Here is a 7,114-nt window from a genome sequence, read left to right on the forward strand (position 1 = left end):
TAAGACGGTGGACATGACGCTAGGGTCGAGGCGTCGGGGGCGGCCCCGCCCCCCCCCCCCCCGACCAACTCTGCACTCGGCGATCTCGGGCGCGACGAAGTCTGCACTTGGCGGGGGGAGAGAGCGCGGGGTCGGGGACAGGGGCCGCCGTCGTCGGCGGTCGTCGTGATATACATCGGATGTTTCCGTCCGAAGTCTCCGGAAAGCGAGCAACGGTGCCGCACGACGTCGTGGACGCGCATCATCATCTGTGGGTGCGCTCGCGTGCGCCCCAGGACTGGATCGACCCCGTGACCATGGCGGCCATCGATGCGGACTTCACGCCCGCCGACCTGCCGGCTGCCGCGCACGGGGTGACCGCGACGGTCGTGGTCCAGTCGGCGAACCTGTGGTCCCAGAGCCGCGAGCTTCTGGCGATCGCGGCGTCCGACGGCGGGCGTGCGGCCCGGATCCGCGGCGTCGTCGGCTGGGCGGACCTCTTGGACCCCGACGTGGGCGACCGCGTCGCCGCGCTGCGCGAAGGGCCTGGCGGCAGCGCGCTGGTCGGGCTCCGCACGCAGGTGCAGGCCGAGCCCGATCCTGCCTACCTGGACCGCGACGACGTCCGTCGCGGGATCGCGGCGGCGTGCTCGGCGGGCTCGGTGCGGCCGGCGGCCGCGGCCGGCTCGGCCGGTGCGGCCGGCTCGGCGGGCTCGGTGCGGCCGGCGGGCCCGGCGGGCTCAGGCGGTGCGGCCGGAGCAGGCTCAGGCGCCCCGGGCGAGTCGGCCCTCGTGTTCGACCTCGTGGTGCGCGCCGACCAGCTCCCGGCGTGCGCGCGGCTCGCCGCGGCGCTGCCAGAGGTCTCCTTCGTGCTAGACCACCTGGGCAAGCCCCGCCTCGACGCCCGCACCGGCGCAGCGCCCGCCCTCGCCGCCTGGAAGCAGGGCCTGACCGAGCTCGCCGCCCGGCCGAACGTGACCGCCAAGCTGTCCGGCCTGGTCACCGAGGCGCGCTGGGACGACTGGCGGACGGGCGACCTCCGGCCCGCCGTCGACCATGCGCTCGAGGTCTTCGGGCCCGAGCGGCTCATGTTCGGCTCCGACTGGCCCGTGTGCCTGCTCGCTAGCGGCTACGGCGGATGGATGACCACGCTCGGCGACCTGCTCGGCGGGCTGAGCCCTGACGAGTCCGCCGCCGTGTGGGCACGGACCGCACGGCGCGTGTACCACCTGGAGCCCGCGCACGACCTCACGGAGAGCAAGCCCACGGAGAGCAAGCCCACGGATAGCAAGCCCACGGAGCACAAGGAGGGTCACGTATGACATCCCAGGCCACAGCAGGGCCCGCACCGGCGGCCGAGCTCGCGGGCGTCCGCGCCGTCGTCACGGGCGGCGCGTCCGGGATCGGTGCGGCGATCGTGCGCGCGATGCTCGCGCGCGGCGCCCAGGTGACGTCCGTCGACCGCGTGGCCGACGGCGTCCCGGCTGGCGCGGGGGCCGAGGTCGCCGACGTGACCGACGACGCGGCGGTGCGCGCCGCCGTCGAGGCCGCCGCGGCCGCGATGGGCGGCATCGACGTCGTCGCGAACAACGCGGGGATCGGTGCGCAGGGCACCGTCGCCGACAACGACGACGCCGAGTGGCTGCGGGTCCTGGACGTCAACGTGCTCGGGATCGTCCGCGTGACGCGCGCGGCGCTGCCGTACCTGCGCGAGTCGCCGCACGCCGCCGTCGTGAACACGTGCTCGATCGCCGCATGGACCGGCCTGCCGAACCGGGCCCTGTACTCGGCGTCCAAGGGGGCTGTGCAGGCCCTCACGCTGGCCATGGCGACCGATCACGTGCGCGAGGGCATCCGGGTCAACTGCGTCAACCCGGGCACCGCGGACACCCCGTGGGTGACCCGGCTGCTCGACGCCGCCGACGACCCCGCGGCCGAGCGCGCGGCCCTGGAGGCGCGGCAGCCCTCGGGCCGGCTTGTCAGCGCCGACGAGGTGGCGCACGCCGTCTGCTACCTGGCGAGCCCGCTCGCCGCCGCCACCACTGGCGCGATGCTCGCCGTGGACGGTGGTTCGCACGCGCTGCGCGCCCGCGCGCCGGAGCAGGGCTGAGACCGGGCGGGGACCGGGCGGGGACCGGGCCGGGAAAGGGCAGGGCGGGGACAGAGCCGGGCGGGGAACGGGCCGGGCCGCGAACGGGTCGGGAACAGGCTGGGGGAGCGGGGACAGGATGGAGACGACGGCGGTGCGTGCCACCGGGGTCCGGCTCACCGCGCTCGGCCTCGGCGCCGCTCCGGCGGGGAACCTGTACCGGGCGACCACCGACGACGAGGCGCACGAGACGTTCGAGGCCGCCTGGGCCGCCGGGGTCCGATACTTCGACACCGCACCGCACTACGGGCTCGGGCTCTCCGAACGCCGGCTCGGCGCGTTCCTGCGGACCCGCCCGCGAGACGAGCTGGTGGTGTCGACCAAGGTCGGGCGCCTGCTCGTGCCGTCGCCCGAGACGGCACGGCACGCCGACCCGGACCTGTTCGAGGTGCGGGCCACCGCGCGCCGGGTCTGGGACTTCTCGCGTGACGGCGTGCTGCGGTCGCTCGGGACGAGCCTGGAGCGCACCGGCCTGGACCGGTTCGACGTCGTGTACCTGCACGACCCCGACGACCACTGGGACCAGGCCGTCCGCGAGGCGCTGCCCGCGCTGCTCGAGCTGCGGGACCAGGGCGTGATCGGGGCGGTCGGCGCCGGGATGAACCAGTCGGCGATGCTGGCCCGGTTCGTGCGCGAGACCGACGTCGACGTCGTCATGTGCGCCGGGCGGTTCACGCTCCTTGAGCAGCCCGCGCTGGCCGACCTGCTGCCCGCCGCGGTGGAGCGGGGCGTTGCGGTCGTCGCAGCGGCCGCGTACAGCTCCGGCATCCTCGCGTACGACGCCCCGCCGTCGGACGCGACGTACGACTACGCGCCCGCCGCCGCGGGGCTGCTCGACCGGGCCCGCCGGATCGCGGCCGTCTGCGCCGACCACGGGGTCACGCTCCCGCAGGCCGCGCTCGCCTACGTGCGCACGCACCCGGCGGTGGCGAGCACCGTCGTCGGGCTCGGAACTGCCGACCAGGCGCGGCAGGCCGCGCAGCGCGCCGCGGCCCGGGTACCGGCCGGGCTCTGGCAGGCGCTGGCGGACGCCGGCCTGCTAGCCGAGGCGGCGGTGCCGGCACCCCCGGGAGAAGCAAAGTCATCTGATCTATCGTCGTCGGCGCACCCCGAGACCCAGCAGTTCGGTGACGATTTGCCCTGAGATCTTGAGATGCATCGGATGTCTGCGGTATGAATGCGACTACACCGAGGCAAGGGAGCATCGCGTGTCGGACAGCCCAACCCTGTTGCGCGCCACGGGGATCAGCAAGTCCTTCCCCGGCGTCCGCGCGCTCGACGACGTCCATCTCGACCTCCGCCACGGCGAGGTGCTGGCGCTCGTCGGCGAGAACGGGGCGGGCAAGTCGACCCTTCTGAAGCTGCTCTCGGGCATCTACCGGCCCGAAGCGGGCACCATGGAGCTCGACGGCTCGCCGATGAGCCCCAGCGGTCCCCGGCAGGCGAACGAGCTCGGCATCAGCGTGATCCACCAGGAGTTCCACCTGATGCCCGACCTCACGGTCGCGCAGAACATCTTCATCGGCCGCGAGCCCCGGCGGGCCGGTCTCATCCGGGACGACGTGCTCGAGCGCCGGGCGGCTGCCCTCTTCGAGCGCCTCGGGATCCCGCTGGACCCCCGTCAGCCGGTGTCGCACCTGAGCGTGGCCGGCCAGCAGATGGTCGAGATCGCCAAGGCGCTCTCGTTCGACGCGCGGGTCCTGATCATGGACGAGCCGACGGCGGCGCTCACGGAGACCGAGGTCGCCACGCTGTTCCGGATCGTCCGTGACTTCGTCTCCCCGCGCACCGGCGTCATCTACGTCTCGCACCGCATGGACGAGATCAAGGAGATCTCCGACCGCATCACGGTGCTGCGGGACGGCCGCTACGTGGACACGCTGCCGACGGCGTCGACGGCCACCCGGGAGGTCATCGCGGCCATGGTGGGCCGACAGCTGGAGACCGGCGCGCGGCCCGGCGCTGCGTCGTCCGACCCTGCTGGGCTGGACGCTGCCGGGCTGGACGCTGCCGGGCTGGACGCTGCCGGGCTGGACCCGGCCGGGCGCGCGGTGGTCCTCTCGGTCCGCGGGCTGAGCACCAGAAAGCTCCTGCGGGACGTTTCCTTCGAGCTGCACCGCGGCGAGATCCTCGGGTTCGCCGGCCTCATGGGCGCCGGCCGCACGGAGGTCGCGCGGGCCATCATCGGGGCGGACCGCTCGACCGGTGTGGTCGAGGTCAACGGCCGGCCCGTCACGGTGCGCAACCCCGCCGACGCCGTGCGCAACGGCATCGGCTACCTCTCCGAGGACCGCAAGCGCTACGGCCTGCTCCTGGACCAGGACGTGGTGCGCAACATCATGCTGTCGTCGCTGCCCGGCATGACCCGCGGCGGCTTCGTCCGCGACGCCGACGGGCGCCGGGTCGCGGCCGAGATGGTGGACCGGCTGGGGATCAGGACGCCGTCGGTCACCCAGACGGCCAAGAACCTCTCGGGCGGCAACCAGCAGAAGGTGGTCCTCGCCAAGTGGCTCGTGCGCGACTGCGACGTGCTGATCGTGGACGAGCCGACCCGCGGGATCGACGTCGGCGCGAAGGACGAGATCTACGGCCTGCTCACCAGCCTGGCCGCGCAGGGAAAGTCCATCATCGTGATCTCGTCCGAGCTGCCCGAGGTGCTGCGGCTGGCTGACCGGATCGTCGTCATGTGCGAGGGCAGGGTCACCGGGACCCTCGCCAACGCTGACGCGACCCAGCACGACATCATGGAGCTCGCGACGCGGTTCGGTGCCGACCGCTCGCTCGTCACGACCGGAGACGCAGAATGACGACGACGTCAACGACGACCACAGGTCCGACGGGGAAGCGGCCCGCCACCCGCTTCGGCAACCGGCAGCAGCTGCAGCAGATCCTGGCCTTCGCCGGGCTGGTGGGCATCTTCGCCTTCTTCTCGATCGCCAGCCCGTACTTCCTGGACTGGGCCAACGTGAAGGGCATCCTGCTGGCCACCGCGGTCACCGGGATCATGGCGCTGGGCGCGACGTTCGTCATCGCGACGGGCGGCATCGACCTGTCGGTCGGCACGGGCATGACCCTGTGCTCCGTGATGACCGGCGTGTTCCTGGCGAACCTGGGCCTGCCGCTCGTCGTCGGCGTGCTGGGCGGCCTCGCCATCGGCGCCCTGATCGGGCTCCTGAACGGACTGAACGTCTCGTACCTGCGGCTGCCGCCGTTCATCGCGACGCTTGCGATGATGATGGTCGCGCAGGGGCTCTCGCTCGTGATCTCCGGGACCAAGCCCATCTACTTCAGCGACGTCGCCGGGTTCGACCAGCTCGCGGCCGGGGAGCTGATCCCCGGGCTGCCGAACGCCGTGCTGATCTTCTTCGCCGCCGCGGCGATCGCCGGCTTGACGCTGAGCAAGACGCTCACGGGCCGCTACGCGCTGTCGATCGGTTCCAACGAGGAGGCGACCGCGATCTCCGGCGTCGACGTGCGGCGGTGGAAGGTGATCATCTACGTCGTCGCGGGCCTGTTCACCGGGCTGGCCGGCGTCGTCATGGCCTCCCGCCTCAACTCGGCGCAGCCGGGCCTCGGGCTCGGGTACGAGCTGGAGGCCATCGCCGCCGTCGTCATCGGCGGTACCTCGCTGCGGGGCGGCAAGGCGACCATCCTCGGCACCGTGATCGGTGCGCTGATCATGGCGACGCTCACCAACGGCCTGCGGATCATGTCGATCCCGCAGGAGTGGCAGAAGGTCGCCGTCGGCATAGTGATCGTGCTCGCCGTCTACGCCGACATCCTGCGGCGGGGGAAGGAAGCCTGACCACGCACGAGCGCACCCGACCTGACCACACCTGACTCGACCACACCTGACTCGACCGCACCTGACTCGACCACCGAAGGAGCTGGACTGGCATGAACGGCAACTCCACCACGCGCAGACGGTTCACCGCGGTCGCGGCGACCACCACCTCCGTCGTCGTCGCGCTCGCGCTCGCCGCGTGCGGCTCGGGCGGCGGTGAACCAGGGGCAGGCGACAAGCCCTACGTCGCCCTGGTCTCCAAGGGCTTCCAGCACCAGTTCTGGCAGGCGGTCAAGCAGGGGGCCGACGACGCGGCGGCCGAGCTCGACGTCGAGGTGACGTTCGAGGGGCCCGAGACGGAGACCGAGGTCGAGAAGCAGCTCACCATGCTGCAGACGGCCCTGGACAAGAACCCGGACGCGCTCGGCTACGCCGCCCTCGACTCCGAGGCGTCCATCCCGATGATGGCCGACGCCGAGTCGCGCGGGATCCCCGTCGTCGCCTTCGACTCCGGCGTGGAGTCGGACGTACCGGTGACCACTGTGTCGACCGACAACCTCGCGGCGTCGGCCGAGGCCGCCAAGCACATGGCCGAGCTGGTCGGCACCGGGAAGATCGCGATCGTCGGGCACGACCAGACGTCGCAGACCGGCCAGCAGCGGGTCGAGGGGTTCACCCAGTACATCGAGGAGAACGCGCCCGAGATCGAGATCGTCGACACCCAGTTCGCCGGCGGCGACCACCTCAAGTCCGCCGACGCCGCGAAGGCGATCATGCAGGCCCACCCCGACCTCAAGGGGATCTACGGCACCAACGAGGGCTCCGCCATCGGCGTGGTGAAGGCGGTGCAGGAGTCCGGCAAGGCGGGCGAGCTCACGGTGATCGGCTTCGACTCGGGCAAGGCGCAGACCGACGCGATCCGCGACGGGCTCATGGCAGGGGCGATCACGCAGGACCCGATCAAGATGGGCTACGAGACCGTCAAGGCGGCGGTGGCCGCCATCGAGGGCGAGGAGCTGGAGCCCGTCATCGACTCGGGCTTCTACTGGTACGACAAGACGAACATCGACGACGAGGAGATCGCCGCGGTCCTCTACGAGTAGCGCGCCAGAACCGGACACCGCCTGGTAGGTCGCTACGCGCAGCCGCTCCAGACCTGCCGCCTTCGCCAGCGGCGAGAGCACCGGCATCGCGGCCATCGT

The 7,114-nt window shown here is 72.4% G+C and carries 6 protein-coding genes; all 6 read left to right on the forward strand.

Annotated features, from left to right (window positions below; genetic code table 11):
- Positions 1-179: 179 nt before the first annotated feature.
- The 6 genes from AB0F40_RS26995 to AB0F40_RS27020 all read left to right on the forward strand — a co-directional run bounded on the left by AB0F40_RS26995 (position 180) and on the right by AB0F40_RS27020 (position 7,015).
- On the forward strand, positions 180-1,301 hold the full coding sequence (locus AB0F40_RS26995; protein ID WP_357475309.1) for an amidohydrolase family protein: 1,122 nt from the start codon (positions 180-182) through the stop codon (positions 1,299-1,301).
- Complete coding sequence (locus AB0F40_RS27000) at positions 1,298-2,089, forward strand: SDR family oxidoreductase (protein WP_357475311.1); 792 nt, start codon at positions 1,298-1,300, stop codon at positions 2,087-2,089. Before AB0F40_RS26995 ends, AB0F40_RS27000 begins: the two co-directional genes overlap by 4 nt.
- A gap of 118 nt (positions 2,090-2,207) precedes the next feature.
- The gene (locus AB0F40_RS27005) at positions 2,208-3,272 is read left to right on the forward strand and encodes an aldo/keto reductase (RefSeq protein ID WP_357475313.1); all 1,065 of its coding nucleotides are present in this window, start codon (positions 2,208-2,210) and stop codon (positions 3,270-3,272) included.
- A 64-nt stretch (positions 3,273-3,336) separates the two neighbouring features.
- A complete protein-coding gene (locus tag AB0F40_RS27010; protein WP_357475316.1) occupies positions 3,337-4,935 on the forward strand; it encodes a sugar ABC transporter ATP-binding protein in 1,599 nt (532 codons plus the stop codon).
- Positions 4,932-5,933 (forward strand): ABC transporter permease, encoded by a 1,002-nt coding sequence (locus tag AB0F40_RS27015; RefSeq protein ID WP_357475318.1) that lies wholly within the window; start codon positions 4,932-4,934, stop codon positions 5,931-5,933. The genes AB0F40_RS27010 and AB0F40_RS27015 overlap by 4 nt, the downstream gene beginning before the upstream one ends.
- 92 nt (positions 5,934-6,025) lie before the next feature.
- Positions 6,026-7,015, forward strand: a complete 990-nt coding sequence (locus AB0F40_RS27020) for an ABC transporter substrate-binding protein (protein WP_357475320.1) — start codon at positions 6,026-6,028, stop codon at positions 7,013-7,015.
- Positions 7,016-7,114: the final 99 nt, after the last annotated feature.

Source organism: Promicromonospora sp. NPDC023987 (assembly GCF_040639055.1).
Classification (GTDB): domain Bacteria; phylum Actinomycetota; class Actinomycetes; order Actinomycetales; family Cellulomonadaceae; genus Promicromonospora.

What these genes read in the sequence shown, in the direction of transcription:
- AB0F40_RS26995 (WP_357475309.1), top strand. Translation starts at nt 180, where the DNA reads ATGTTTCCGTCCGAAGTCTCCGGAAAGCGAGCAACGGTGCCGCACGAC.
- AB0F40_RS27000 (WP_357475311.1), top strand. Translation starts at nt 1,298, where the DNA reads ATGACATCCCAGGCCACAGCAGGGCCCGCACCGGCGGCCGAGCTCGCG.
- AB0F40_RS27005 (WP_357475313.1), top strand. Translation starts at nt 2,208, where the DNA reads ATGGAGACGACGGCGGTGCGTGCCACCGGGGTCCGGCTCACCGCGCTC.
- AB0F40_RS27015 (WP_357475318.1), top strand. Translation starts at nt 4,932, where the DNA reads ATGACGACGACGTCAACGACGACCACAGGTCCGACGGGGAAGCGGCCC.
- AB0F40_RS27020 (WP_357475320.1), top strand. Translation starts at nt 6,026, where the DNA reads ATGAACGGCAACTCCACCACGCGCAGACGGTTCACCGCGGTCGCGGCG.